Below are 25,451 nucleotides of genomic sequence, written 5' to 3'. Positions count from 1 at the left end.
CTGATTCTTTCTGGTGGCTCTTGAGCCTGCCGACTAGTGCTGCGCCCCGGCAGCTACCAAGCCTGATGCTCTGATTCTGAAGCGCGTTTTCCGCGTTTCCTGGCCTCCTGTTGAGTTTTTTGGCCGATTTTTTCCCGTTTTCACCCTTTTTTCTGAGTCATGAAACAGCTCTCCGCCCTTAAATCCACTCCCCAACTGCCGGCGCATCCGCAGCCTACTATGCGGTGGTTGCTGCTGGCCGGACTCCTGCTGTTCTTATTATTGGTGCATACCAGTCGGGCGCAGGCCCAGGTGGTGCGCACCGTGGGCAGCGGGGGCGAATACGCCACCCTGGCCGAAGCCCTGCAGGGTCTTTCAAGCACTGATGCATACGAAATCCAGCTCCTGAGCGGCACATTTACCGAGGACGTTACCATTACAGGTGCGTTTCCGGGGGCGGCAGCCCTGACCATTAAGCCTGGTGCGGGCAGCATGGTAGTGTGGGAAGGCACCCTGAAACTGGAAGATGGGGCTGTAAATGTGACAGTAGACGGAAACAACGGTACCACGGCCCGGGCCCTCACCCTGCGCCAGCCCGATGCCGCCCGCTCAACCGTTCAATTCGCCGATAACGCCCAGACGGTAGTCCTGCGTGACCTGATTATTCAGGGTAGCACGGCCAGTGCCGGAAGCGGGGTCGTTGTTTTTGGTACTCGCAACCGGAGTATTCAGCTATTGGGCAACCAGATCGGCAACGTACCCGGGGCTGCCCTACCCGCCAACCTGGTGTACACGGCCAGCACCACGCCTGCCACCCTCAACGAGCAGATTACCCTGCGCAAAAACGAGCTGTTTAACTTCTCCGCTACCGGTGTTCAGGTGGGCAGTGGCAATGGCGGCGGGTGGCTGATCAGCGAAAATAACTTCTACTACAACCAAACGCCGGCCCCCGCTACGGCCCAAACGGCCATCGACTTTCAGCCGGGCGCTACTTCGGATGGAAACACCATCACCTACAACACCATTGGCGGCCGCAACGTCACGGCCAGCGGCATCTGGGAAAATACCGGCGCTGACGACTTTCAGGGTATTGTAGTAAGCTGCGGAACGGGTACGGGTGCTTTAGTAAACACGCTCAGCAACAACGTTATCCGCAACATCAGTCTTACCCGCCAGAACACCAGCCAGGCCCTGACGGCCCTGCTCGTCGAAGCCGGTCGCGTGGAGCTGACGGCCAACACCATATCCGGGGTAGCCAACACGGGCTCCGAAGGGGTAAACAGCCTCGTGGCCCGGGGCCATGTGGTGTTGAGCGACTTCACCGTGAACAGCGGCCAGATCATGGCCGTAGAGCGTGGCTTGCTGGACGTGCAGAACAACCTGACCAACAGTGGTATTCTCAACCATACCGGCGGTAACATGCTGGTGCAGGGCAACTTCACCAACAACGGCACCTTCGCCCAAACCCAGGGTGACCTGGAAGTGAAAGGCGACATGGTGAACCGCAACATCTTTAACTGCACCACGGGCGCCGTGAAGCTTACCGGCAACCGCGACCAGAAAGTAAGCGGCGGCTCCTACTTCAACCTGGAAGTGAATGGCACCGGCACCAAAACCCTCACTGGCGGCCTCATCGTGTACAACGGCATTCAGATGACGCAGGGCATCCTCAACACCGGGAGCTTCCGCATCAGCCTGGGCTTGCTGGCCAACGTAGTGGAAACCGATGCCAGCTACATCCTGGGCAAGGTGGAGGCCTCGGGGCGGGCTCCCGAGGAAGGCAAAGCCGAGGACTTCGGCAACATTGGCCTGATCTTCACTCCACAGACGGGCGCTACCCTGCCCGGGTACATGATGGTGGTACGCACCACGGGCACAGCTGTGACCGGGCAGATTCAGCGTTACTTCGACCTGGAAGCCGACGTTATGACCGATTTGAAAGCGTCGATGGTCATCAAGTACCTTCCCCACGAGGCCCTGTTTCTGAACCTGGGCCGGCTGGAGTTCCTGCGCTCTACCGACAATGGGGGCACTTGGACGCCCGAGGGTATTACCAGCCGGGGTACCAACGTGGCCGAGCTGGGGTTGGTGACGGGCCTGGGGCGCTGGTCGCTGGGCGTGTTTGATAAGCCCCTGCCCGTAACCCTGACGGCCTTCCAGGTCCGCGCCGAGGGTGCCAATGCCGTAGTGACGTGGACTACCGCCACTGAAGTAAACAACCACGGCTTTGGGGTAGAAGTATCGACTGATGGTCGCACGTTCCGCACCCTGGGCTTTGTGCCCGCCGCGGGCCGGGGCCAGCAGTACCGCTTCGTGGACACCGAAAAGCAGAAGGCCGGCCTGCGCTACTACCGCCTGCGCCAGCAGGACGTAAATGGGCGCAGCACCCACACCGAAGCCCGCACCGTAGCCTTCGGTCCCTTGCGACTGGCGCTGGCCGCCTACCCCAACCCCTTTGCCGGTAATCTGGACCTTACTGTAACGACCCCCGCCAGCGGCGTGGCTACGCTCCGCCTCGTAGATGCCCTGGGCCGCACCGTCTGGACCAGCACCCAGCGCGTGCAGCCGGGCGCCACCCAGCTGGTGGCTGCTCCGGAATGCCAGGCCGGTACATACCTGCTCGAAGCGACCCTCAATGGCCAAGTGCTGCGCCAGCGCGTGGTGCGCCGGTAAATTTGGTTGCTGGGTTTTTCAGAAAATCAACCAGCAACTGGAAACCCAAGACTAGAAACTCACAATCAAACCCGCCTGGTACTTCCGGGCGGGTTTGTTGCTTTCAGGCAGATGCCAAGCCAGTTGGCAGTTCCCGGGCCCCGCCTTACCTTTGAAGCTATGGAAACCAAAGCCCCCGCACTAGCTCAGGACACGGCCGTGTTCGACCTTATTCGTCAGGAAAAAGAGCGCCAGACGCATGGTATTGAACTCATTGCTTCCGAAAACTACGTTTCGGAACAGGTAATGCGGGCCCAGGGCTCCATCCTCACCAACAAATACGCCGAGGGCCTGCCCGGCAAGCGCTACTACGGCGGCTGCGAAATCGTCGACCAGATCGAGCAGCTGGCCATCGACCGGGCCAAGGAACTGTTTGGCGTGGAGTGGGTGAACGTGCAGCCGCACTCCGGGGCCCAGGCCAACGCCGCCGTAATGCTGGCCATTCTCAACCCCGGCGACAAAATCCTGGGGTTCGACCTCTCGCACGGCGGCCACCTCACGCACGGCTCCCCCGTCAACTTCTCGGGTAAGCTCTACCGCCCCTCGTTCTACGGCGTGGAGCCCGAAACCGGCCTCATCGACTGGGAGAAGGTGAAAGAAACGGCCCGCCGCGAGCAGCCCAAGCTCATCATCTGCGGGGCCTCGGCCTACTCCCGCGACTGGAACTACCAGGCCCTGCGCGAAGCCGCCGATGAAGTAGGTGCCCTGCTGCTGGCCGATATTTCGCACCCCTCGGGCCTGATTGCCAAAGGCCTGCTCAACAACCCTTTCGATTACTGCCACATCGTAACCACGACCACGCACAAAACCCTGCGGGGGCCCCGTGGTGGCCTCATTATGCTGGGCAAGGACTTCGAAAACCCCTTCGGTTTGAAAACGCCCAAAGGCGAGCTGCGCATGATGTCGGCCCTGCTGGACTCTGGGGTGTTCCCCGGCACCCAGGGCGGCCCCCTGGAGCACGTGATTGGGGCCAAGGCTGTGGCTTTCGGCGAGTGTCTCAGCGACGCTTACACGGAGTACACCCACCAGGTTATCCGCAACGCTCAGGCCCTGGCCAAAGGCTTTACGGACCGGGGCTACCAGCTTATTTCCGGCGGCACCGACAACCACCTCATGCTGATTGACCTGCGCAGCAAGGGGCTGACCGGCAAGCTGGCCGAAAACACGCTCATCAAGGCCGACATCACCATCAACAAAAACATGGTGCCCTTCGATGACAAGTCGCCCTTCGTAACCAGCGGTATGCGCATCGGCTCAGCCGCCGTTACCACCCGGGGCCTGCGGGAGGCTGATATGGGGCGCATCGTGGAGTTTATTGACGACGTGCTGATGCACCACGCCGACGAAGCGCACCTGCTACGGGTGCGCCGCCAGGTAAACGAGTGGATGCAGCAGTACCCGCTCTTCGCCTAGTTTCGATGGGGGAATGGGGGAATGGGTGAATAAGCGTAGGAAAACTGTGGGGGCAACATCCCAGGGCAGTTCATTTCCGTTTGTTTGTTCGGCCCATTTGCATTCTGCTGGCTCATTCACTCATTCACTCACTTACGCACACTTTCATTGAATACTGAACCATCCCGGCTGGGCGACCACCAGGAAATGTCCTTCATCGACCACCTGGAGGCCCTGCGTTGGCATATTATCCGGGCGGCTATTGCCGTGGTAGCCTTTGCTACGGCCGCTTTCTTCGCCAAGGACTTTCTGTTTCACGACCTGATTCTGGGCCCGTCGCGCGCCGACTTCTGGACCTACCGTATGTTCTGCCGGTTTGGCCAGTGGGTGGGCGCCCCCGATCTGTGCATGGATAAAATCGGGTTCGTGATTCAGAACCGCGAAATGAGCGGCCAGCTGACCATGCACATCAGCACCTCGTTTATTGTGGGGCTGGTGCTGGGCTTTCCTTACCTGTTCTGGGAGCTGTGGCGCTTTATCAAGCCGGGGCTGTACCCGCACGAGCAGGCCAACTCCCGGGGGGCGGTGTTCTTCGTGTCGATTTTGTTTGCCATTGGGCTGCTGTTCGGCTATTACGTAGCGGCCCCGCTCAGCATCAACTTCCTGGCGGGTTACGTGGTGGACCCTACCATCGAAAACCAGATTGACATGCAGAGCTACCTGAGCACGCTCACCACCATGAGCCTGTCCTGTGCCTTCGTGTTTGAGCTGCCCATGATTGTATTCTTCCTAGCCAAGGCCGGGCTGATCACCCACGAAATCATGCGCATGTACCGCAAGCACGCCATTGTGGTCATTCTGGTCGTAGCGGCCGTCATCACTCCGCCCGACGTGTCGGCCCAGATTATTGTGACCATTCCCATCATCCTGCTTTACGAGTTCAGCATTCATATTGCCCGCGTGGTGCGCCGCAACAGCACCCAGCGCCTCAACGAGCAGCTAGCCCAGAACCAAGGCATCAGTTAAATGTGTGGTAAATGTGCTAATGTGACAAATGTGGTTGAATGTGCTAATGAAAGAACAACCATTAGCACATTCAACCACATTTGTCACATTAGCACATTCTTCACATTAGCAAAGCGCAGCACATTCAAATCACACTAGCCCATTCAACGATGAAAACCCTTGCCATTGGCGCCGACCACGCCGGCTTTGCTTACAAGGAAATGCTCAAAACCTGGCTCGCGGAGCAGGGCTACACTGTGCGCGACTTTGGGACCCACTCTGCCGACTCTGTAGACTACCCTGATTATGTGCATCCGCTGGCTACGGCCATCACGCAGGGTGAGTTTGAGCAGGGGATTCTGGTGTGCGGCTCGGCCAATGGCGTGTGCATTACGGCCAACAAGCACGCTGGCATCCGGGCGGCTATTGCCTGGGAACCAGAGCTGGCTGCCCTGGCCCGCCAGCACAACAACGCCAACGTAATTTGCCTGCCCGCCCGCTTTGTGAGCGAAGAAGCCGCCCGCGCCATCGTAGCACAGTTCCTGACAACCGACTTCGAGGGCGGACGCCACCAAACGCGGGTAAATAAGATTAACTGCTAAATAGCCAGTCACTTCAATTGATAAAGTCCCGGCGTGGCGGTGCGTGTATAGCGCCCGAACACGGCCGGGACTTTGTATTGCAGTTCCGGCATCAGGCGGGCCTGGTCGATGATGTAAGCCGGGGGCTGCGGACCAATGTTGCGGGCCAGACGGAACACGGCTGCGTACTGATCGAGGTGACCAAAGTCTACCTGGGCCAGCTGCCAGTCGAGGTAAGGCGTGGCCAGCTGGTTTTGCAGGTACGGGCGCCGGTCGGGACCCAGCACCAGCAGCCGCTGGTTTTGCAAGCCGGCGTAGGTAGGGTTGGGCTGGGCGGCATATTCGGCCTCCAGGGGCAGCGGCAGCACGTGGTCGAGTAGCAGCACGCCCCGGTAGCGTACTACCTCCACCACGGCCAGCAATACCAGCATGAGCAGGCCCGGCACCCAGCTCCGCTGGGACTTCTGCCAGAGAAACAAGCTGAAGTAGGATAGCGGTGCCAGCACCAGCGCCAATGACCCGGGCGCCGTGCCCCGCGTGAGCAGCAGCAGCGCCAGGGCCTGCAGTAGCCATACCAGCATCAGCTGCAGAAACTTCGCCTGAAAAACCAGCCCCAACGACGTAGTAAAGGTGCGGGCCAGGCTGGCCAGCAGCACAAGGCCGGGCACGATTAGCAGTCGTAGCTGCAGGTCGCGGGGCAAGCCATCCTGGGCGGCCGCCAGGCCCCGCATCATGGGCTCCAGGTGAAACTGCGCGAAGCTGGGCAGGGCGTCGGCGTAGAGGTAGAGCGTGGCTACCGCCGCGTAAGGAAATAGGAAGCCGCAGACCAGCAGCAAAAAGCTCCGAAACGAGTTGGCCGCGAAGATGATAACGGCGAACAGCCCCACCACCAGAAACAGCGCCAGGGGCAAGAAAGCCAGGGCCCCCAGACCAATCAGAAAGCCCGCCCGAAACAGGCGGCGGTTGTCGTAGCCTTCCCGCAGGGTGGGCAGCAGCGCGCTCAGTGAGAATACAATGCTGGTTTGGCCCAGCAGGAGCGGGGAGAGGGTGTCCAAATCAGTGCTGACGCTGGCTACCAACAGGTAGGTAAGCGCCACGATATAGCCCCGCTCGGGGTGTACGCCACTGCGGTTGAGCACAAAGTTGAAGCGCAAGGCCTGTGCCAGCAGGGCCCCAAAGGCCAGCAGCCGGTACAGCCACACCGGCCGTGAGGCTATGGCATCGAGCCCGCCCAGGAACCAGGCGACCAGGGGCGCGGTGCTGTCGTACAAGTCGCGGTAGGGCAGGGCACCCTCGTGCACCCGTTCGCCCACAAGCAGGGCGTGCAGCTCGGCTGGGGTGAGCGGGATACCCAGCGCGTGCAGCGGCAGCCGCAGCGCCAGGATAAGCAGCAGCAGCGCCAGCAGCCGGCTGGGAAGCGTGCTTTTAAAGAATTGGAGCACAGGACGAGAATGGAAACCTAGATGCGCAAAGGTACGCGTACCGGCTTATGCACCATTGCGCCGGCCGCTGCCCATACAACCCCCCAACTCCCTATCTTTGCCAGTTCTTATGGAAAGCAAACGACAACAGAAATTTGCCAGCTTGTTGCAGCAGGAGCTGGCTACCGTTTTTCAGCGGGATGTGCCCCACCTGTTTACGGGCCTGGCGCCGGGTATCAGCGCCATCCGGGTTTCGCCCGACCTGGGCTCGGCCCGCGTGTACCTGAGTGCCCTGCTGGCCGGCAGCGGCGAGCAGATGCTGGAACAAGTGCGCGATAACGAAAAAGTTATCCGCCTGGCCCTGGCCAAGCGCGTGCGCCAGCAGGTGCGCGTAGTGCCCGCCCTGCAGTTTTTTCTGGACGATAGCGCCGCCTACGCCGCGCGCATGGATGAGGTGTTTGGGGGGCTGAGCATACCGCCCCCGCCGGCCGACGACAAGGCCGAGCAGCCCGATGCCCCCAAGCGCCCCCGCCTATACTCCGACGAAGACGAAAAGTAAGTGCGCGGGAAAGTGAATGAGTGAAATGCTTGCTCGGTCACTTTTGCCATCTGTCACTCATTTCGTCATTTACTTATTTCACAGTGCATTACGACCCGATTAAGAAAACGCTGGGCCAGGTCTTCAACCGCACCCCCTGGCTGCGGCGCGTGTTTTATCACTTGCTCGACTTGCTGCTGCTGCGTACCTGGCACGTGCACCGGGAGCTGCGGACGTGGGCCAAAGGCCGCACGGAGGAGCCGCTCGTAATCCTCGATGCCGGCTCCGGCTACGGGCAGTACACCTACTGGCTTTCGGGCCTGAGTCGTAAGTGGCAGATTCTGGCCGTGGATGTCAAGGAAGAGCAGATAGCCGATTCCAACCAGTTCTTCCGCCAGATTGGCCGGCCCTACGTGCAGTTTGCGGTGCAGGACTTGGTGCTGTACCAGGAGCCCAACACCTTTGATCTGGCCTTGTCAGTAGATGTGATGGAGCACATTCTGGAAGATGTAGAGGTGTTTCGCAACATCCACGCCTCGCTCAAGGACGGTGGCATGCTGCTCATCTCCACCCCTTCCGACCAAGGCGGCTCTGATGTGCACGGCGACGGGGAGTCCTCATTTATTGAGGAGCACGTGCGCGACGGGTACAACATTCACGAAATTCAGCAGAAGTTGCGCACGGCGGGCTTCGAGCGGATTGAGGCCCGCTACAGCTACGGCGAGCCGGGGCAGATTTCCTGGCGCCTGAGCATGAAGTACCCCATTCAGCTGCTGGGCGTGTCGCGCTGGTTTTTCCTGCTGCTGCCGTTCTACTACCTCGTTACTTTCCCTTTCTGCCTGCTGCTGAACTGGCTTGATGCCAGCCGGGTGCATGACTCCGGCACGGGCCTGATTGTGAAAGCCTGGAAATAGCTGTTTCGGTACGGGTCCCGTATCTTAGAGCCATAAAAAGTAACAAAGCGTCCGGAAAAATTCATGCGCTGGCTCCGTTCCTCCGTATACCGCCTCACACCCCGTTTTTAGTTTTTCCGCGCCCTGCATGAACGTTCCGTTCCTCATTGCCCGGCGTTATTTTCTCTCGAAGAAGAAGCGCAACATCATTAGCATCATCTCCAACATTTCGATGGTGGGGGTAGCCGTGGGCACCATGGCCCTGATTATTGTGCTGTCGGTTTTCAACGGCCTGGAAGACTTGGTGCGCTCCTTGTACGGTAAGTCGGACCCGGATCTGAAGATTGCGGCGGTTGAGGGCAAGTCCTTCGTGGTAAATGAGCAGCTGCTGAACCGCATTCGGCAGGTGCCCGGCGTGGCCCTGGTAACGGAGGTAATCGAAGACAATGCCCTGCTGCGCTACCACGACCGCCAAATGGTGGTGAAGATGAAAGGCGTCACGGAAAACTTCTTTGCCCAAAGCAACATCGACTCGGCCCTGGTGCAGGGTGACCACCGCCTGCTGAAAGACGGTGCGGAGTATGCCCTCATTGGGGCCGGGGTGCAGCACGAGCTCAGCATTGCCCTCGACAACCGCCTGGCGCCCCTGCAGTTGCTGTACCCGCGCAATACGGGCAAGCGCACGTTGTCCTTTAACCCCGAAACGGCCTTTAATGAGCAGCCCATTCTAGCGGGGGGCGTTTTTCTGATTGAGCAGCAGATCGACGACAGCTACATTTTCGTGCCCCTGAGCTTTGCCCAAAACCTGCTGGGCTACGGCAACCGCCGCACCAGCCTGGAAGTAAAGGTGAGCGACAGTTGGGAAGTAGACCAGGTGCAGGAAGAAGTGAAAAAGGCCCTGGGGGCTAAATTCTCGGTGTTCAACTCCGATGAGCAGCACGTGAGCCTGTTGAAGGCCATTAAAGTGGAGAAGATGTTCGTCTTCATCACCTTCGCCTTCATCCTGCTTATTGCCTCCCTCAACATCTTCTTCTCCCTATCGATGCTCGTCATCGACAAGCGCAAGGATGTGGCCGTGCTGCAAGCCATGGGCGCCACCAGCCGTACTATTCGCAATATTTTCCTGTTTGAAGGGGCTATTGTGGCCCAGGTAGGCGCTATTACCGGCTTGGCTTTGGGCATCACCATCTGCTGGCTGCAGCAAACCTTCGGGCTGGTATCCATGGGTATGGCTACAGCCGTGGTGGACTCGTACCCGGTGAAGATGCAGGCCTCCGATATTGTCCTGACGGGTATTGCCATTGTGTGCATCACCATTGCCGTATCCATCCGGCCGGCCCTTAGTGCCTCCCGCCTCGACCTACGCGACAACCTCTAAGATGAGGGGCCAGCAGGTAAGCAGCAACTTGCTTACGGTTAGTTGGGAGTAGCATAATTCAGGAAGAACATTATGACTATTTATAGATAAAACTTGGCTTTGTGCCGAATTATTCGGTATATGGCATTTGTTATTACTTTCGATGCCGCTTCCGGCTATTGTTATGAAAGTCTCCACGGCGCAGCCATTTCAAATAGTATACTCCCTGCTGGAGCACGAGTTCCTGGGGTATCTGTTTGAGTCGTACGTGGTCCAGCGCAATAGCCGTGGTCAGCTTACCCTCCAGCACCAGAGCGTATCGGCCAAGAATGCCGCCGAATTTGCCGATGGTTTAGACCCCCTTGACTTCGAAATCATTGCCCTGACGGACCAGATTCAGCAGGACACCGTCATCAAGGAGTTCTGGCCGAAGAAAATCAGCCCGGCCGATTTCTTTTTCAAGATCTACGACCCCGAGAAGGGGGATAAAGGACTGCAGGACCGGATTTGCCAGTATGTGCAGCACCGCATGGGCCAGATTCTGGCGCGGCTGGCGGGCAAGTGCGTGTTTATCATGGGCAAGGACGGGGAGCCTACCTGGCGTGAAATTGACCTGGCGCCCGAGCCCGCCTCGGTGCTGTTTCACTTCCGGCGCAACGAAGACAACACCCACTATTTCCCCACCATCAAGTACCAAGGCCAGCGGCTGGACTTTCAGTTTAAAAATGCTGTGATGGTGTGCAGCCAGCCCGCCTGGATGCTGCTGGAAGGAAGGCTCTATAGCTTCTGCAACGAGGTAGACGGCCGCAAGCTGCAGCCTTTCCTGCAGAAGAAATTTATCGTGATTCCGCGACAGGTAGAGGAAAGTTATTTCCAACGCTTTGTAGCGCCCTTGGTCGAGTCGTTTGACGTGCACGCCCGGGGCTTTGATATTCGCTCGGAGCGCTACGTGGGCAAGCCCCATCTTACCTTCTCCGACGTGCCCGGCCCGGAACTGGTGGTCGAAGAGCGGCCGGTGGCCCGGGCCGCCCGCGGCCGCGCCGCCAGCGAAACCAGCGCCGTAGCGACCCTGGCGGCCCCGGCCGAGCATATCCACTTCGACTTGTCGTTTCGCTACGGGAGCCATACCGTGCACAACAGCTTCGACAAGCGCGTGTGCGTGAAGCTGGAGAAAACCAACGGCAACTACATCTTCCACCGGCTTATTCGCAACCTTGACCACGAGCAAGCCATCATCGGGGAGCTGCGGGAGCGGGCCCTGGAGGTGCGCAACGGCCGGGCCGTACTCGAAAAGGCTACCGCCTTCCGCTGGCTGCACCACTACGCCGAGGACCTGGAGCGCCTGGGCTTCACGGTGGAGCAGGGAAGCCATTCGGGCAAAGACTATTTCATCGGAGCCGTTACCGTGCAGGTGGGCATCACCGAAACCAGCGACTGGTTTGACGTGCACGGCACCGTGCGCTTCGGCGACTACGAAATTCCCTTTATCCGGCTGCGGCCCTACATTCTTAACCGCCGCCACGAGTTCCGGCTACCCAACGGGCAGATTGCCATCATTCCTGAGGAGTGGTTTACGGAGTATCTGGAGCTGTTTGCCTTTGCCGAGGAGCACCACCACTCGCTCACGCTCAAAAAGCACCACGTAGCCCTCATCAGCGACCTGCAGAACGGCAACCTGGCCAAGGTGACGATGAGCCGCAAGCTCGAAAGGCTCCGCAGCTTCGAGGCCGTGGAAGACCAGCCCATTCCGGCCGGGTTCCGGGGTGAGCTGCGGCCCTACCAGAAGGCGGGCTACAACTGGCTGCACTTCGTGCAGCAATACCACTTTGGGGGCTGCCTGGCCGACGACATGGGGCTGGGCAAAACCATTCAGACGCTGGCCATGCTGCTGAACCGCAAGGAAAGCGGGGCGGCGGGTGGGGCAGCTTCCCTGCTGGTGATGCCCACTTCCCTGGTGTATAACTGGATGACGGAGGCCTTTAAGTTTACGCCGGGCCTGCGCCTGCTCATCTACACGGGCACCTACCGCGACAAGGACGTCACCCAGTTTGCCGATTACGACGTGGTGCTGACCAGCTACGGTATCGTGCGCCTCGACGCCGACCTGCTGAAGGACTACCACTTCGACTACGTGATTCTGGATGAGTCGCAGGCCATCAAAAACCCCAGCTCTACCACGTCGCAGGCCGTGCGCCGCCTCAACTCCCGGCACCGCCTTATCCTGACGGGCACGCCGGTAGAAAACAGCACCATGGACCTCTGGTCGCAGATGTCCTTTATCAACCCGGGCCTGCTGGGGTCCCAGGCTTTCTTCCGCAAGGAATTTCTCAAACCCATTGAGAAAGAGAAGGATGAGCAGAAAACCCGGCGCCTGCACTCCCTCATCAAGCCCTTTATTCTGCGGCGCCACAAGGCGCAGGTAGCCCGGGAACTGCCGGAGAAGATTGAGCACCTGAGCTACTGCACCATGACGGAGGAGCAGGCCCAGTGCTACGAAGAAACCAAGAGCTTCTACCGCAACAAGATTCTGCAGAACATTGAGGAGCACGGCACGGCGGGCACCCAGTTTATGCTGCTACAGGGCCTCACCAAGCTGCGGCAGATTGCCAACCACCCCCGCATGGCCGACGAAAGCTACGAGGCGGAGTCGGGCAAGCTGCGGGAAGTAGTGCGCATGATTCGAAGTGTGGTAGCGGAGGGGCACAAGGTGCTGGTATTTAGTCAGTTCGTAAAGCACTTGGACCTGGTGCGGTCCTCCCTCGACGAAAAGCAAATCAAGTACGCCTACCTCGACGGCAATACCCGCGACCGGGCCCGCGAAGTAACCCGCTTCCAGGAAACGGAGAGCCTGCGCGTGTTCCTGATTTCGCTGAAAGCCGGGGGCGTGGGCCTCAACCTCACCGCCGCCGACTACGTCTTCATCCTCGACCCGTGGTGGAACCCGGCCGTAGAAGCGCAAGCCGTAGACCGGGCCCACCGCATTGGGCAGCAGCGCACCGTGTTCACCTACAAGTTCATCAGCAAGAACACCGTCGAGGAAAAGATCCTGGCGCTGCAGGCCAAGAAGATTCAGCTGGTAACCGACCTGATTACCACCGACGAGGCCATCATCAAGAGCCTGACCAAGGAGGATATTGAGGAGCTGCTTGGTTAAGTAACTTGGCAAGAGCTGCTCGCTCAACGAGTCAGAGAAAAAGCAAGGCGCTACTGGGCCGCGGCCAACGAGGGAACGGCTGACACGCCCGCCACAATGGTGGCTTGGTACATTTCGAGCGGACGATTGAACCGGGCGCTGAAGCCAGCCGCTACGGCCGCTTGGAAGGCGGGCACGTGCGCTGGCTCTATCAGATTGATGGTGCACCCCCCAAAGCCGCCGCCCATCATGCGGGCGCCAAATACACCGCGCTGCGCACGGGCCAGGTCTACCAGCACGTCCAGTTCCTGGCAGCTTACTTCGTAGTCGTCGCGCAGGCCGGCGTGTGAGGCGTACATCTCCTGCCCAAAGGCGGCCAGGTTGCCCGCTTCCAAGAAAGCGCAGGCCGTCAGCACTCGTTCGTTCTCGGCTATTACGTAGCGGCAGCGGCGGTATACTACCGCGTCCAACGCCGCGCGGTGCTCTTCCAGCATCGTGCGAGTAACATTGCGCAGGGTTTGCACCTGAGGGTAGTGTTGCCGTACCACGGCTACGCCCTGCTCGCACTGGCCGCGGCGGATGTTGTATTCCGAGTCGGCCAGGTTGTGCTTCACGCCGGAGTTGCAAAGCACTACCTGAGCGGCGGTAGTATCGAAAGGGAAGTACTCGTACTGGAGGGAGCGGCAGTCGAGGCGTACTACGTGTCCGGCCCGGCTCATCAGGCTGGCAAACTGGTCCATTAATCCGCACTGCACCCCGGCGAAGGTGTGCTCGGCTTGCTGCGCTATCTGCGCCAGCGCCAGGGGAGGGAAACCGAGGTTATACATCTGGTTCAGGGCAAACGCCAGCCCGCATTCTACTGCTGCCGAGGACGACAAGCCGGCGCCCATGGGAATGTTGCCCCCAAAGACGCAGTCGAAGCCGCCTACCTTGGCCCCGCGGGCTTGCAACTGAGCTACTACGCCCAGCAGGTAGTTGGCCCAGGGCACGGGGCCCGGTTTCAGGTCTTGCGTAAGCGCCACTTCGTGCCTTTGGTGCTTGTCGTGAGCCACCAAGCGGATGCGGTTAAGCGCGTTGGGGGCCACTGCAAAGTAAATTTCCTTGTCGATGGCGGCGGGCAGCACAAAGCCCCCATTGTAGTCAGTATGCTCCCCGATCAGGTTGACGCGGCCGGGGGCCCGCACCAGTAGCTCGGGAGCATGGCCAAACGCTTCTTGAAACGAACTGCTGACGGCATTCACTAGGCTCATGGCTGGAAAATTCTGGTGTTCAAGGGAAGCGGGTGCCTCCCACATGCAAGAAAAAACAGGCGATACTGCTCGGTTGCACTTAGTGAGCGGGGCGGGCCTAGTTCCAGGACAGTATGGCTGGTACTACGGTTTCGATGCACACTAGGCCCGCAGGCGGCAGTGCGGCCCCTATCATTCGGCTGTCTTTTTCTGTACGGCAGGCGCTGAGTCGCGGTTGAATAGCTTGACGAAGCGTAGTCGCTCGTTTTGTATAACCCTGGACGACCAAACGGGTGTCAGCTGGTAATTGCACGTCGCACCCGGCGGCTATTATTGTTTGATGAATTGCTGCGTTACGTGTTGGCCAGCCCGTTCTAGCTGCACCCGGTAGCTACCAGTTGCCAAGCCCGATACATCTACCCGCGGATTGGAAGCACTGCTTAGCTTTTTCGTCAAGACGAGCTTCCCCGTGGCCGTGTAAATGCGCACGGTAGTAGCCAAGGGGCCAGCCGGTAGCTTAAGCATTAGCATGCCACTAGTAGGGTTGGGGTAAATAGCGGCATCCACTGCCGCATCTTCGGGGCGCTGGCGAGAGGATGTAACCGCCGCTGCGAAAAGCTCCACATTATCCAGGCTGCACCAGTTGCCCGCATTGGCATCCGACCACAGCCCAACTTCGCACTGCCCATTCGTGACCTCAATATTAGGTAGTTGAATCTGCGTCCAGGCGCTGGTAACCGGCAGGGCAAGGTTCTTCTCCGGGCCACCGTAGTTTTTCGCGTACAGCTGGCAGGCTTTCTGGCCCCCGCCGTTCAGTACCCAAGCTCGTAAGGTGTAAGTGCCGTTGGGCAGGCCAGTTTTCAGCTGATAGGTGCTGGCCTGGTAAGCGGTGCCCAGCCAGTGTGTTAGGCGGTAGGTGCTGGCCTGGCCCCCGGTTTCGGTTTTGTCGGCGGCATAGTTGGCGGGGGCGTTGGCCCAGCTTGTCCAGCTGGAGGGCGTCTGGGTTGCGGCGCCGTTGGCTTCAAACCCGGGGTTCGTCAGCAGGTTGGTAATGGGCGTAACGGGTGGGGGCGTGGTGGGCGTTGCCAGAAAGGCATTCAGGGCCGGGGAAGGCTTGCCGTCGTTGTCCCAGGCGCTAAGCTGGTAGCCACTGAAGCTGCGGTAGCCTTCGGGCTCCCAGTAAAACACGCCCAGGCCTTTACCCTCCGGCACCGCAAACACCGCGTTCTGGACGGCCACCAGCATGTCGTACACGTTCTGGGGGGCGTTGGCGCAGTCGCCGCCTACCTCGGCCACTACTACTTCCTTGCCGTAGCGGCTGGCCATATCGTTCAGGTTGTACTGCAGGCCGCTGATGGAAGCCGTGTAGTCCTGGTTGAGCCAGTAAGGGTAATACGAGAGGCCAATCACGTCGTACTTGCCCCCATGGGCCGTGAGCTGGTCGAAAAACGAGCGGAAAGGAGCGTTGTCATTGCCCTTGTCGAGGTGAATGACCACCTTGGCCGTGGGGCTCACAGCCTTCACGGCCTCGTAGCCTCGGTTGAGGAGCTGCGTGAGCTGGGCGAAGTTGGCGGTGCTGCCTTCCGGCCACAGCAGGCCGTTGGATATTTCGTTGCCTACCTGCACCCATTCCGGGGTTACGCCGTTGGCTTTCAGGGCAGTCATCACGCTGAGCGTGTGGTCGTACACATCGGCTTGCAGCTGGCTGAAAGAATGCTGGGCCCAGGCCGCGGGTTTGGTTTGCTGCCCGGGGTCGGCCCAACTGTCGCTGTAGTGAAAGTCAATCATCACCCGCAGGCCCATGTTCCTGGCCCGCATGGCCATCGTCACCACTTCGGCGGGGCTGCAGTGCCCGTTCACCCAATCCACCATCGAGGGGTTCACCCACACCCGCAGCCGGATGGAGTTGATGCCTTTCGCCTTCAGAATAGCAAAGCAGTCCTGCTCTACGCCCTGCTCATCGTAGAACTTATAGCCGTTGGCCTCCATCTGCTGCAGCCAGCCGGTATCTGCGCCTTTGGCAAACGACTGGGCCAGTGCCGACGAAGAAAAAAGGCCAGCGGTGCACCAAACAGCACCCACCAGCAGCGCCTGGCGTAGGGCAAACGAGGAAATTCGGGTCTTCATCGGGGTAGGTTTTGAGGGCCGGCCTGGGGCTGCGCGGCCCGTTTGGGCGAAGCGGTTGGGACCCAATAGGTGCTGGCGCGTACGCAGGACGGGCCTCAGCAAAGCTAGCGGCTTACTCCGTGAAAATCAGGTTTCAACACTGCGGTTTTGCGTTCTGATCCTGGCTGCCTGCCCCATAACTGGGGCGTTGGCTCGGCGGGCAAGCCGCGCGGCTGCCAAACCGTGAGCTGCCGAATCCCCGATGGTCAGGATAAGGAGAAGAAAGACGGCAGGCCTTGGCCGGGAAATAGGACCAGGGCGAACAATGCGCCGCCGCTCGGGTTAGCACAGCCTATGCACCTCCTTCTTCGCACGCACGTAGCCGCTCCGCCCGCTCAGGTCTGGCAGGGCTTTACCCGGGAGCTGTTTCTGGCCCTGGCCCCGCCGTTTCCGCCCATGCGCCTGCTGCGCTTCGACGGCTGCCAGCGCGGCGACGAAGTGGAGATTGAGCTGGGCGGCGGACCGCTGCGCCGCCGCTGGACCTCGCTCATCACCGAGCACGGCGTGCAGCCCGATGGCACCTATTTCTTCGTGGATGAGGGCCAGGAGCTGCCCCCGCCGCTGGTAGGCTGGCGCCACCGTCACCTGCTGCAGCCCTCCGCAGATGGGGGAACCATCATCGTAGAGGATATCACCTACCACACCCGGTTTGCCTGGCTGGATAAGCTGATGTACCCCGTCATGTGGGCGCAGTTTGCGGTGCGCGGACCCGTGTACCGCCGGTGGTTTGGGAAGCCAGGGCCCACTGGGCGCTAATTGAACTCCGGACCCCGTAGATAACCGGCAGCGTAGTTGAGTTGATTGCCGTACAAGCACCACGTCAACGGGTATATTGCCGTTCATCCTGCTTTGGGTTATGCTTGATTCTACTTTTTTTGCGCGGCCTCGGCTGCGGCAGTTACGGCAGTACGTCGTGGTGTTTGTGGGGGCGTTGGGGCTGGCCGGATGTGCCGGTACGCGGGCTGCCTACCAGTTTCAACCCGCGGCGCAGCGTGCTTCTGCTGCTGATACGCCAACGGTGGTTAGCTCCCCGACTTCCGTATCACCCTCTAAAGGTCAGATTAACACTGCTTCCGTCAGCTTTTCACAACCCGCTCCCTCAATCCGACGGCCGCGTCGTCGGGTGGCCCCTGTAGCGCGCCGACAGATGATGGCCATAAGCCAAGCGCTAAATAAGCGTCCTGTGTTAGCCCGATCGGCCGCGCAAGCTGCCAAGAAGCACTGGGCTAAGCCAACGCAAGCTGAGGAAGTGGGCCTGGGTACTACTGTGCTGGGCGTATTGGGGCTAGTGGTGTTTCCACTCAGCCTCATTGGTCTGCTGATCTGGGGCGGGCCGGTGTGGGCGGTGCTGGCCGGGCTGGCCGCACTAGCAGTACTCATTGCCTGGCTCGACCCATTTGCATAAGCGGGTAGCCACTCGCCCGTTACAGGCCTTGTAAGTGGGCGTGCCTGGTAAGGGTCGTCAATCCTGCGCCCGGATGGCTACCTTTGTTGTCCATTTCTCTTGCTACTCGCTGCTATGCCTGCTTCTGTCACGCTCAAACCCGGTAAAGACCAGTCCCTTCGTCGCCTGCACCCGTGGGTGTTTTCCGGGGCCATTGGCCGCATGCAGGGCGAAGTGGTAGAAGGCGAGCTGGTGGCCGTACACGCCGCCAACGGCGAGCTGCTGGGCGTAGGGCACTACGCGCCCGGCTCCATAGCCGTGCGGATGCTGGCTTTCGGTACTGAGGCCCAGTGGCCCGATGCGGCTTTCTGGGAAGAGAAAATCCGTAACGCCTACCAGCTCCGCCAGGGTTTGGGCCTCACGGGCACCGGCAACACCAACGTGTACCGCCTGGCCCACGCCGAGGGCGACGGGATGCCCGGCCTCATTATCGACGTGTACGGCGACACGGCCGTGGTGCAGGCCCACAGCGCCGGCATGTACAAGGCCCGCCCCCTCATTGCCGAGGCACTTCAAAAAGTAATTCCTGGCCTACGGGCCATCTACGATAAAAGCGCCGAAACCGTGCCGGCCAAGGCTGCGCCCGATGCCCAGAATGGCTACCTGTTCGGGGAAAGCAGCGGCCAGGAGCACATTGTGCAGGAAAACGGCCACCCGTTCGCCGTAGACTGGGAAACGGGGCAGAAGACGGGCTTTTTTATCGACCAGCGCGACAACCGCAGTTTGCTGGCCCGCTACGCGCCCGGCCGCCGTGTGCTCAACACGTTCTGCTACACCGGCGGCTTCAGCTCCTACGCCCTCATGGCAGGAGCCGAACTGGTGCATTCCGTCGATTCTAGCAAGAAAGCCATTGAGCTGACCCAGCGCAACGCCGCCCTCACCGGCCACGATGACCGGCACGAGGCGTATGCTCAGGATGTATTCACCTTCCTGAAAGACCGCCACAACCAGTACGACCTGATTGTGCTGGACCCACCGGCCTTCGCCAAGCACCTCTCAGCCCGCCACAACGCCCTTATGGGCTACAAGCGGCTGAATGCGGCCGGTATCCGACAGATTGCTCCCGGTGGTTTGCTGTTCACGTTTAGCTGCTCGCAGGTAGTGAGCATGGAGCTATTTGAGGGCGCGGTGCTGGCCGCCGCTATCGAGGCTGGCCGCCCCGCCCGCATCCTGCACCGCCTTACCCAGCCAGCCGACCATCCCGTAAGCCTCTTCCACCCCGAGGGCGAGTACCTGAAAGGCTTAGTGCTGGCCGTAGAGTAGGGGGCTCAACTGCAGGAAATGTAGTATTGTTGAGTAGGCGGTGCTTCCACTGCCTTACCCCCAATGCGTAGATTTTCGTGTTTGCTGCTGACTGTCCTGCTGGGTGCTTGTGAGCAACGTCAGCCAGTTTCTACTGCCCCAGGAAATCCTCTGGCAGTATCCTCGGATAGTAACCGTTCTGTACCCGTGCCCGCTGCCCAGCCCGATACAACGGATGCCAGCCGAACCGTATTCGGTTACCGGGAAGGCCACGATACCACGTTCCTTATTGGCCGGCAGCGGTACCGCCTGCTACTGCGCGCCGAAACCGATTCAACGCAGCCACTCGTTACTACCACGGAGGGGATAGTAGGCGGGGCTTTTGCCGACGATACCACCACTTTTGCCCAAACCGGTCGGGTGCGCGGCTACGCAGGCCGCCAGATCATTACGCTGCTGGACTCAGCCGGGCGGCGGGTATTCCGGCGGGTGCTGCATAAGCCCGACTTCTACTCGGTAGCCAGCCGCGACATCATAACCGTGAGTAACCCGGCGCGGCCCGCTTTTATCGGCTATCAGGCGGCCAGCCAAATGCTGGGCTTCACGCTGCCTATCGGCATACCCTACAGCGACGTATGGCAGCAGGGCCTTATCCTGCTGGGACTCGACGGACGCTTAAAGCGCTTGGCAACCACCTACAGTTCTAGCTGGGACGCGCCCGACTGCGTCCCCCGCCTGCTGCCCGATGGCACCGTCCTGACTTGTGAGGAACTGCTGCTACCCAACCAGCAGCGGATGAGCCTGCTCAAACCTCAAGCGCAGCTAGTAGCCGCCTTGATGCTGACAGACACAACTTTGTGCACCATGTACCGGTACGGCCAATACAGGAGTCAGCCGGCTCTTACAGCCAGTGAGTCCGATGAAGAAGATCTTAGTGCAGACTTCCAAGGTCCGGAGTAGGTAGCGGATAAGCGCCGCCTAAACAGCCCCAATGCCTTTGTCCTCAATACCCGAGGGCAAGTACGCCAGTCGTTTCGCTACCATGGCTACCAGGGACAAATTGATTTCCAGGTGCCCCGGCACTACGTCTGGCAAACGCACACCTACTACCTGCTCGATGAAGAACGTGGGCTGACGGCACTCGATAAGCATAATGCCAAAAGCATAGCAACCATCTCGTTTAAGGAGATGCAGCCTTTTCAACCGCCCCGGTTACCAGGGGAAGTTCGTTTCCAGATGAAGACAGAAGGGCACAACTTCACGTTCTACGTTGACCCCACCCAGCCTCGGCGGTTGCGCTACCAGCGTCTTCCTCGCCGGGACGGCTAAGCTGACCCAGTTGGAGGTGGACGTTACTTGGCTGCGCCGGGTGCGGGGAGCTGCATCAGAAACTGGCCGCCGCTGCCGCCGGTGTAGGTGGGCACGTTGCTGCCCCCTTTCTCCCAGGCCTCAATCCAGCGCATCTGCACCAGTAGGGGCGTGAGCGACTGTTGCTGCTTCTGGTTGGCGTAAGCCTGGGCGTCGGCAGCAATGCGGATGGCTTTGGCCTGGCCCTCCGCCTCGGCAATGTTGATGCGGGCCTGGGCCTCGGCTTGGCGGATGCGGTTTTCCGTCTGCAAGCCGGTTTGCACGGCCGTGTTCTTGGCGTCGATGGCGGCTTTCAGGCTGGCGGGTGGTTCCAGCTTGGTGGTAATCTGCTGCACGGTAAAGCCCATGCTCTGGAGCTGGCTCAGGAGGTTGGCCTTCACCTGCGCCTCGTAGGAGCCCCGGTTGCTGATGAGCGAGTCGGCAGTGTAGCGGTTGGTAGCCACGCGGTAGGCCTCGTACACGGCCGTTTTCAGGAAGCCATTCTCGATGTCAGTGAGGGGGCGGCGGTACTGGCGGAAGATGTCGTCGACCTTGTCCGACTGGATAAAGTAGTTGAGGCTGGGGGCCACGCCAAACCCCGAGCCGTCCTTGCTCTGCACCTCAAACTCCTCGTACTCCTTGTGCTGAGTGTACACCGGAAACTCATACACGGCCGTGCTCAGGGGGCTGTAGAAAACCCAGCCCGTAGCGTAAGTAATGTCGTCGACGCCGCGGGCCGTGCCAGCCAGGTTTACCTTAATGCCCACGTTGCCGGCATCAATGCGCTCTACTTTGATTAGGCTGCAGCCACCCACCAGGGCCAAAATCAGCAAACCCAGAAAGATCAGGGGCTTCAGCCACGAGCGGCCGGGAACGGAATTAAAGGGAAGGGCCATCGGAGGGAGGAGTAAACGACTTGGAAGAGAAATACCGCGTGAGCCAGCGCCCTGCCTGGTACAGCGACAGCACTACCCCGGCTATCAGCAAAGCTAGGCCCGCAGTGCCCCAGCTCAGCCACCAGTTGGAGGCCCGGCTCATCCAGTCGAGGCAGCGGGGCAGGGCATAGGGTAGCAGGCCGCCGTAGAACAGGAGCCAGACCACTACCCAGCCGTAGGAAATGCGCGTTGCCGCCATAGCGTAAGGAGGTCCGCAAGGTACGCGGCCCGGCTCAATATCTGAACAATACGGCATTCCGGCACCACGCAGCGGCAGCGAGTTGGCTTGTTGTACTTTTGTCCGAACGGGAGCAGCCTATGGGCCCGGCAAACCAGCCTGTCGGGGGCTTTGGCCGCGCCGCTGTACCAACGCGGGCCTAGCCAGCCCGGCCGGGCAGAAGCTTTTTCTTTGTTGTTGCTGAAGCCATCCGCCGCCTTTCCAGGTTATAGCTACCACACCAAGCGTATTTGCCCGTGAGCCTGCCCCAGCCTCGTTCGTCCTCCCTTCCTTCGGCCGCTATTGTGGGCGCCGGTATTGCCGGCATTGCCACGGCCGTGCGGCTGGCCGTGCAAGGTTACCGCGTTACCGTATTCGAAGCGCAGGAATCCTTCGGGGGCAAGATGCACCAGCTGGAGCTACCCGGCGGCTACCGCTTCGATGGGGGTCCTTCCCTTTTTACGCTGCCGCACCTGGTAGATGAGCTGTTTGAGCTGGCCGGCCGCAACCCCGCCGACTACTTCCGCTACGAGCGGCTCGACCCTATCACCGAGTACTTTTTTGCCGATGGCACCCGTCTGACGGCCTGGGCCGAGGAGGCGAAGTTTGCCCGGGAGATAGAGCAAAAGCTGGGCGTGCCCGCCGCCGATGTGCTGGCGTTTTTGCGCCGCAGCGGCCAGGCCTACGCGGGTACCGCCGACACCTTTCTGCGCCGCTCCCTGCACAAGGCCGGGACTTACCTGCGGCCCGAGGTGCTGAAGGCGGTGGCCGTGCTGCCCCAGCTGGGCTTGCTCAGTACCATGCACCAGCGCCACGCCGCCGCCTTTGCCGATGCCCGCGCCGTGCAGCTCTTCGACCGGTTTGCCACCTACAACGGCTCCGACCCTTACCAGGCCCCGGCCACCTTGTCGCTGATACCGCACCTGGAACACGGCCTGGGGGCCTACTACCCGGAAGGCGGCATCTACGCCATTGCCGAAAGCCTGGTGCGCCTAGCCGAGGAGCTGGGGGTGGAATTCCGCTATCAGGAACCCGTACTGGAAATCCTGACGGCCGGCCCGCAGGTGAAGGGCGTACGTACCAGCCAAGGAGTCTACGATGCGGAGGTGGTGGTCAGCAACATGGACGTGGTGCCCACCTACCGCCGCTTGTTGCCCCACCTGCCCGCACCCGAAAACACCCTGCAGCAGCCCCGCTCTTCCTCGGCTCTGATTTTCTACTGGGGCATCGGGCGGTCGTTTCCGGAGCTGGGCGTGCATAACATTTTCTTTTCCGCCGACTACCGCCGCGAGTTCGAGGCCATTTTTCAGGAGAAAACCATAGCCGACGACGTTACGGTATACGTAAACATTACCTCCAAAAAAACGCCCACCGATGCGCCTGCAGGTCATGAGAACTGGTTTGTGATGGTGAACGTTCCCCACGACCAAGGGCAGGACTGGCCGCAACTGGTAGCGCGCACCCGCCGCGCGGTACTAGCCCGGCTGCAAAAAGCGTTAGGCGTTGATGTAGCCGCCAGCATCCGCGCCGAGCACGTGTGGGACCCGCCGGGGATTGAGGCCCGCACCTCCTCCCTGGGCGGGGCACTCTACGGCAGCTCCAGCAATAATATGCTGGCAGCTTTTCTCCGGCACCCAAACTTTTCGCGTAAACTCAATGGCTTGTATTTTTGTGGAGGCAGCGTCCATCCCGGTGGCGGTATTCCCCTGTGCCTGCTCTCGGCCGCTATTGTAGCCGACCTTACTTCTGCCTGATCTACTGCCCTGCACATGCCCACTACCGATTTCATGCCCCATCCGCCCGCGGCCCCGCCCGCCGTGCCCGCGCCTGGCAGCCGCCAGCGCCTACGCGTGGCGCAGGGCATCATTCTGCTGTTTCACGTCACCGGGTTTATCGGGCTGGGCTTTTCGCAGGCCCCCAGCTTCTACCTGCGTTTTGTGCCGCTGAACCTGCTGCTCACGGCTGCCTTGCTGCTGGCCTTTCAGCCCAATCGTTCGGGTGGGTTCTACGTCTTCTGCCTGGTAACGATGCTGGTGGGCTTTGGGGTGGAAGTGCTGGGCGTACAAAACAAAATCATCTTTGGCAACTACGAATACGGCCCGGTGCTGGGCTACGCGGTGCTGGGCGTGCCGCTGCTCATCGGCCTGAACTGGCTGATGCTTACCTACATGGCCGGGGTGCTGGCGCGCTACCTGCCCTTGCCCAACATTCTGCGGGCGGTGGTAGCCGCTCTGCTGATGGTGGGCATGGATGTGTGTATCGAGCCCGTAGCGGTACAGTTCGACTTCTGGCGGTGGATGGCCGACGTTATTCCCCTCCAGAATTTCAAGGGCTGGCTGGCAGTGTCCTTTATCCTGCAAATCTTTTTCAACCGGAGTCAGTTTGAGAAGCGCAACGAGCTGGCGCCCTTTGTTTACCTGGTACAGCTGCTTTTCTTCTTCGGACTGGGCCTGTTGAGCTAGCCTTCCGTTGTTCTATGTGCTAGCTTGCCGGTCCGGCGGCGAGGTCCTCGCCTCTACAGCCAGCTTATAGCAACGTATATGACTACACCTTCTCTGCAGCAAACGTTACTGGAAGAAACGCAGCAGCTGTTTCTGCAGCATGGCATCCGCAGCCTTTCTCTGGAGCGCATCATTCAGCTGCTGAACGTGTCGCCGGCTACCTTCCAAGGTATGTTTGCCGATAAGGATGATTTGGTGCTGCAGGTAGCCCGCCAGGATCTGCAGCGCCAGCGCAACGAGCATGCCACCTTGTTTACCCAGGTCAGCAGCCCGGTGGAGCGCATCCTGGTCCTGTTGCAGCACGGCATCGGGGAAATGCAGAAAGTGCCCGGCACCAACTACCTGGAGATTCAGCAGGAGCACCCCGCTACCTGGGAGTTGCTGATGGACCACCTGACCACGTATTCCTACCCCCAGATTCAGGGCCTGCTCAACGACGGTATCCTGCAAAAGCAGTTCCGGGGCGACATCAACATTGAGCTGGTTACGAAGATCATTCTGGAGCAGCTGCACCTGATTCTGAACCCCGTAGTATTTCCGCCCAGCCGCTACAACCTGGCCGAGGTGTTCCGCAGCGTGTACCTCTACTACATCCGCGGCCTGTGCACCGAGGAGGGTATCCAGGTGGCGGCGGCGCACTTTTCGCGCCTGTAGCCCGCAGTAGGCAGTTGCCTGGCTTCAATTAAGCGAATAAGCAAAAGCCCCGGCTGCCAATGTTGGCAACCGGGGCTTTTGCTATAGGGATTTTCGTGCCGACCCAGGTCAGCAGCCGGGTTAGTTCAGCGACACGCGTACTTTTTTGGTATACTCGCGCAGGGCCTCCTTAAACTCCATCTGGTGGTCCTGCATGTGGTTCAGGATAAAGATGGCGGCCAGCACGTGCGTGAGCTGCTCGCCTTCATCCTCGCCGGGCACCTCGAAAGCGGGAGCCTGCTCTTCCAGAATAGCTTCTTCGGCGGCTACCAGGTCGGGCAGTGTTTGGGTCTCTACCAGTTGCTTGATGGCTGGAATCTTCATTAACTACAGGCTTAGTTGAGGCGGTTGATAAGATTGGCTACGGCTTCTTCCTTGCTGGCCGATACCGTATCGAGCAGCTCCCCATCCTTGAAAATAGCGAAGAAAGGCAGCGTGCTTACGCCCGCCAGCTTGCGGGCCTCGGGGCTGGTTTCGGCGTTTACATCCAGAAACGCAATGTCCTGGTTTTGCTCTGCCTCCGAAAGGCGCTTGTATTTAGGCGAAAACAGGCGGCAGTTGCCGCACCAGTCGGCGTAGTATTTCACAACTACTTTTTCATTCGAATCGAGCAGCTGGCGGAAATCCGCGTCGGTTGCTTTAGTAACAGGCATGGTCAGAAACAAA

Annotated in this window: 23 protein-coding genes; 15 read left to right on the top strand and 8 right to left on the bottom strand. The window is 60.1% G+C overall.

All coding sequences use genetic code 11. The features are described 5' to 3' along the window. Positions 1-159: 159 nt before the first annotated feature. The 4 genes from FY528_RS06720 to rpiB all read left to right on the top strand — a co-directional run bounded on the left by FY528_RS06720 (position 160) and on the right by rpiB (position 5,690). Positions 160-2,652 carry a T9SS type A sorting domain-containing protein gene (locus FY528_RS06720; RefSeq protein WP_149070231.1) on the top strand — a complete coding sequence of 831 codons (2,493 nt, stop codon included), beginning with the start codon at positions 160-162 and terminating at the stop codon, positions 2,650-2,652. 159 nt (positions 2,653-2,811) lie between these two features. Next, the gene (glyA, locus tag FY528_RS06715) at positions 2,812-4,104 is read left to right on the top strand and encodes a serine hydroxymethyltransferase (protein ID WP_149070230.1); all 1,293 of its coding nucleotides are present in this window, start codon (positions 2,812-2,814) and stop codon (positions 4,102-4,104) included. Between the two features lie 147 nt (positions 4,105-4,251). Further along, on the top strand, positions 4,252-5,109 hold the full coding sequence (gene tatC, locus FY528_RS06710) for a twin-arginine translocase subunit TatC (protein WP_232066229.1): 858 nt from the start codon (positions 4,252-4,254) through the stop codon (positions 5,107-5,109). Positions 5,110-5,258: 149 nt separating this feature from the next. Continuing rightward, the gene (gene rpiB / locus FY528_RS06705) at positions 5,259-5,690 is read left to right on the top strand and encodes a ribose 5-phosphate isomerase B (RefSeq protein WP_149070229.1); all 432 of its coding nucleotides are present in this window, start codon (positions 5,259-5,261) and stop codon (positions 5,688-5,690) included. An 8-nt stretch (positions 5,691-5,698) separates the two neighbouring features. Here rpiB and FY528_RS06700 read toward each other — a convergent pair whose 3' ends face one another. Next, a complete protein-coding gene (locus tag FY528_RS06700) occupies positions 5,699-7,111 on the bottom strand; it encodes a hypothetical protein (RefSeq protein ID WP_149070228.1) in 1,413 nt (470 codons plus the stop codon). 109 nt (positions 7,112-7,220) lie between these two features. Here FY528_RS06700 and FY528_RS06695 point away from each other — a divergent pair, with 109 nt between their 5' ends. From FY528_RS06695 to FY528_RS06680, 4 genes are all read left to right on the top strand, one after another. After that, positions 7,221-7,649: a ribosome-binding factor A gene (locus tag FY528_RS06695; protein ID WP_149070227.1), complete on the top strand. Its 429-nt coding sequence runs from the start codon at positions 7,221-7,223 to the stop codon at positions 7,647-7,649. Between the two features lie 83 nt (positions 7,650-7,732). Further along, positions 7,733-8,542, top strand: a complete 810-nt coding sequence (locus FY528_RS06690) for a class I SAM-dependent methyltransferase (RefSeq protein ID WP_149070226.1) — start codon at positions 7,733-7,735, stop codon at positions 8,540-8,542. Between the two features lie 127 nt (positions 8,543-8,669). After that, on the top strand, positions 8,670-9,899 hold the full coding sequence (locus FY528_RS06685; RefSeq protein ID WP_149070225.1) for an ABC transporter permease: 1,230 nt from the start codon (positions 8,670-8,672) through the stop codon (positions 9,897-9,899). A gap of 163 nt (positions 9,900-10,062) precedes the next feature. Next, positions 10,063-13,032, top strand: coding sequence for a DEAD/DEAH box helicase (locus FY528_RS06680; RefSeq protein ID WP_149070224.1), 2,970 nt, complete (start codon positions 10,063-10,065; stop codon positions 13,030-13,032). Between the two features lie 50 nt (positions 13,033-13,082). Here FY528_RS06680 and galK read toward each other — a convergent pair whose 3' ends face one another. Together galK and FY528_RS06670 are read right to left on the bottom strand one after the other, a co-directional pair. After that, a complete protein-coding gene (galK, locus tag FY528_RS06675; RefSeq protein WP_149070223.1) occupies positions 13,083-14,261 on the bottom strand; it encodes a galactokinase in 1,179 nt (392 codons plus the stop codon). Between the two features lie 309 nt (positions 14,262-14,570). Then, positions 14,571-16,367, bottom strand: coding sequence for a glycosyl hydrolase 53 family protein (locus FY528_RS06670; RefSeq protein WP_149070222.1), 1,797 nt, complete (start codon positions 16,365-16,367; stop codon positions 14,571-14,573). Between the two features lie 333 nt (positions 16,368-16,700). On the opposite strand from FY528_RS06670, the gene FY528_RS06665 reads away from it, so the two are divergent. The 4 genes from FY528_RS06665 to FY528_RS06650 all read left to right on the top strand — a co-directional run bounded on the left by FY528_RS06665 (position 16,701) and on the right by FY528_RS06650 (position 20,052). Continuing rightward, positions 16,701-17,162 (top strand): SRPBCC family protein, encoded by a 462-nt coding sequence (locus FY528_RS06665; RefSeq protein WP_149070221.1) that lies wholly within the window; start codon positions 16,701-16,703, stop codon positions 17,160-17,162. 427 nt (positions 17,163-17,589) lie between these two features. Then, a complete protein-coding gene (locus tag FY528_RS06660; protein WP_149070220.1) occupies positions 17,590-17,811 on the top strand; it encodes a hypothetical protein in 222 nt (73 codons plus the stop codon). Positions 17,812-17,925: 114 nt separating this feature from the next. Then, the gene (locus FY528_RS06655; protein WP_149070219.1) at positions 17,926-19,113 is read left to right on the top strand and encodes a class I SAM-dependent rRNA methyltransferase; all 1,188 of its coding nucleotides are present in this window, start codon (positions 17,926-17,928) and stop codon (positions 19,111-19,113) included. Positions 19,114-19,299: 186 nt separating this feature from the next. Next, positions 19,300-20,052, top strand: coding sequence for a hypothetical protein (locus FY528_RS06650; protein WP_149070218.1), 753 nt, complete (start codon positions 19,300-19,302; stop codon positions 20,050-20,052). 18 nt (positions 20,053-20,070) lie between these two features. On the opposite strand, the gene FY528_RS21200 is transcribed toward FY528_RS06650, so the two are convergent. The 3 genes from FY528_RS21200 to FY528_RS06640 form a co-directional block, all read right to left on the bottom strand. After that, a complete protein-coding gene (locus FY528_RS21200) occupies positions 20,071-20,244 on the bottom strand; it encodes a hypothetical protein (RefSeq protein WP_187632032.1) in 174 nt (57 codons plus the stop codon). 200 nt (positions 20,245-20,444) lie between these two features. Next, positions 20,445-21,335 carry a prohibitin family protein gene (locus tag FY528_RS06645; protein ID WP_149070217.1) on the bottom strand — a complete coding sequence of 297 codons (891 nt, stop codon included), beginning with the start codon at positions 21,333-21,335 and terminating at the stop codon, positions 20,445-20,447. Continuing rightward, on the bottom strand, positions 21,319-21,573 hold the full coding sequence (locus FY528_RS06640; RefSeq protein WP_149070216.1) for a hypothetical protein: 255 nt from the start codon (positions 21,571-21,573) through the stop codon (positions 21,319-21,321). Before FY528_RS06640 ends, FY528_RS06645 begins: the two co-directional genes overlap by 17 nt. A gap of 275 nt (positions 21,574-21,848) precedes the next feature. On the opposite strand from FY528_RS06640, the gene crtD reads away from it, so the two are divergent. From crtD to FY528_RS06625, 3 genes are all read left to right on the top strand, one after another. Then, entirely contained in the window at positions 21,849-23,345 is a 1,497-nt protein-coding gene (gene crtD / locus FY528_RS06635) for a 1-hydroxycarotenoid 3,4-desaturase CrtD (protein ID WP_262383932.1), read from the top strand. Positions 23,346-23,360: 15 nt separating this feature from the next. Beyond that, the gene (locus FY528_RS06630) at positions 23,361-24,053 is read left to right on the top strand and encodes a carotenoid biosynthesis protein (protein WP_149070215.1); all 693 of its coding nucleotides are present in this window, start codon (positions 23,361-23,363) and stop codon (positions 24,051-24,053) included. A 78-nt stretch (positions 24,054-24,131) separates the two neighbouring features. After that, complete coding sequence (locus tag FY528_RS06625; RefSeq protein WP_149070214.1) at positions 24,132-24,746, top strand: TetR/AcrR family transcriptional regulator; 615 nt, start codon at positions 24,132-24,134, stop codon at positions 24,744-24,746. A gap of 120 nt (positions 24,747-24,866) precedes the next feature. Here the strand turns inward: FY528_RS06625 and FY528_RS06620 are convergent, their stop codons facing one another. After that, positions 24,867-25,109, bottom strand: coding sequence for a DUF6952 family protein (locus FY528_RS06620; RefSeq protein WP_149070213.1), 243 nt, complete (start codon positions 25,107-25,109; stop codon positions 24,867-24,869). Positions 25,110-25,120: 11 nt separating this feature from the next. Beyond that, on the bottom strand, positions 25,121-25,438 hold the full coding sequence (locus FY528_RS06615; protein ID WP_149070212.1) for a thioredoxin family protein: 318 nt from the start codon (positions 25,436-25,438) through the stop codon (positions 25,121-25,123). Between the last annotated feature and the right edge of the window lie 13 nt (positions 25,439-25,451).

Source organism: Hymenobacter lutimineralis, assembly GCF_008271285.1.
Classification (GTDB): Bacteria; Bacteroidota; Bacteroidia; order Cytophagales; family Hymenobacteraceae; genus Hymenobacter; species Hymenobacter lutimineralis.
The sequence above is the reverse complement of the archived record's forward strand: the minus strand, read 5'-3'. Positions and strand labels throughout refer to the sequence as shown.

Excerpts from the sequence above, each read along its gene's own strand:
- FY528_RS06615 (WP_149070212.1), bottom strand. The coding sequence starts at position 25,438 with ATGCCTGTTACTAAAGCAACCGACGCGGATTTCCGCCAGCTGCTCGAT.
- FY528_RS06695 (WP_149070227.1), top strand. The coding sequence starts at position 7,221 with ATGGAAAGCAAACGACAACAGAAATTTGCCAGCTTGTTGCAGCAGGAG.
- FY528_RS06645 (WP_149070217.1), bottom strand. The coding sequence starts at position 21,335 with ATGGCCCTTCCCTTTAATTCCGTTCCCGGCCGCTCGTGGCTGAAGCCC.
- FY528_RS06685 (WP_149070225.1), top strand. The coding sequence starts at position 8,670 with ATGAACGTTCCGTTCCTCATTGCCCGGCGTTATTTTCTCTCGAAGAAG.
- FY528_RS06640 (WP_149070216.1), bottom strand. The coding sequence starts at position 21,573 with ATGGCGGCAACGCGCATTTCCTACGGCTGGGTAGTGGTCTGGCTCCTG.
- FY528_RS06670 (WP_149070222.1), bottom strand. The coding sequence starts at position 16,367 with ATGAAGACCCGAATTTCCTCGTTTGCCCTACGCCAGGCGCTGCTGGTG.
- FY528_RS06655 (WP_149070219.1), top strand. The coding sequence starts at position 17,926 with ATGCCTGCTTCTGTCACGCTCAAACCCGGTAAAGACCAGTCCCTTCGT.
- FY528_RS06630 (WP_149070215.1), top strand. The coding sequence starts at position 23,361 with ATGCCCACTACCGATTTCATGCCCCATCCGCCCGCGGCCCCGCCCGCC.
- FY528_RS06620 (WP_149070213.1), bottom strand. The coding sequence starts at position 25,109 with ATGAAGATTCCAGCCATCAAGCAACTGGTAGAGACCCAAACACTGCCC.
- FY528_RS21200 (WP_187632032.1), bottom strand. The coding sequence starts at position 20,244 with ATGCTTATCGAGTGCCGTCAGCCCACGTTCTTCATCGAGCAGGTAGTA.
- glyA (WP_149070230.1), top strand. The coding sequence starts at position 2,812 with ATGGAAACCAAAGCCCCCGCACTAGCTCAGGACACGGCCGTGTTCGAC.
- FY528_RS06720 (WP_149070231.1), top strand. The coding sequence starts at position 160 with ATGAAACAGCTCTCCGCCCTTAAATCCACTCCCCAACTGCCGGCGCAT.
- FY528_RS06680 (WP_149070224.1), top strand. The coding sequence starts at position 10,063 with ATGAAAGTCTCCACGGCGCAGCCATTTCAAATAGTATACTCCCTGCTG.
- rpiB (WP_149070229.1), top strand. The coding sequence starts at position 5,259 with ATGAAAACCCTTGCCATTGGCGCCGACCACGCCGGCTTTGCTTACAAG.
- galK (WP_149070223.1), bottom strand. The coding sequence starts at position 14,261 with ATGAGCCTAGTGAATGCCGTCAGCAGTTCGTTTCAAGAAGCGTTTGGC.
- FY528_RS06625 (WP_149070214.1), top strand. The coding sequence starts at position 24,132 with ATGACTACACCTTCTCTGCAGCAAACGTTACTGGAAGAAACGCAGCAG.
- FY528_RS06665 (WP_149070221.1), top strand. The coding sequence starts at position 16,701 with ATGCACCTCCTTCTTCGCACGCACGTAGCCGCTCCGCCCGCTCAGGTC.